This window comes from Chryseobacterium sediminis (assembly GCF_008386505.1).
GTDB classification, from domain to species: Bacteria; Bacteroidota; Bacteroidia; order Flavobacteriales; family Weeksellaceae; genus Chryseobacterium; species Chryseobacterium sediminis.
Genome location: NZ_VUNZ01000011.1, coordinates 1 through 584, shown reverse-complemented (window position 1 = coordinate 584; position 584 = coordinate 1). Strand labels below are relative to the sequence as shown.

Sequence of the window (584 nt, the reverse complement as noted above, 5' to 3'; positions counted from 1 at the left end):
GTTTGAGTATAAGTTCCGGCTGGTTTACCTAAAATATCAGAAGATGATGATTTCGCTGCTGGAATGGTGTAGTCCAGATTCAGGGTTAATGCACTTCCAAGAGGAGCGTTTGCTACTAGGGTTTGATCCGTTGCAGATAACACTACAGCACTTTTTGTTCCGCCCATTGTTCCGGCAGCCGTAGCAGCTTTGATTGTCAAAACATTTACAGGGATTAAGTTGGTTCCATTCATGAAATTAGCACCTCCTGCTTTTACTTTAACATTAAAGTTCTTTGTTGAAGTCACTTTTAAAGAGTTGGCTTTAGTAATGGTCTGATCAGAGTTGTAGTCTGCTGCAGTAACATAGTTAAAGTCAACCGTATTACCAATGGCAGTACTTCCTGCATCGATAGAAATTACATCGTTCAAAGTAATGTTTACGGTTGTCGTTGCAGTTGTATTTTGAGCTTGAACATTATGAGTTCCTAATATAATAGCTCCAAAAGTTAAGGCTGTGATTACGATTTGTTTTTTCATGATAATACTATTTTATTGTTATTTTTATTTAATTGTTATCTTTTGTATACTGCAAATCTACAGCGG

Annotated in this window: 1 protein-coding gene; it reads right to left on the bottom strand. The window is 36.8% G+C overall.

What is annotated here, in order from left to right:
- Positions 1-518: peptidoglycan-binding protein LysM (locus FW780_RS22225; protein ID WP_149835756.1), on the bottom strand; the 518-nt coding region annotated here is incomplete at its 3' end.
- Positions 519-584: the final 66 nt, after the last annotated feature.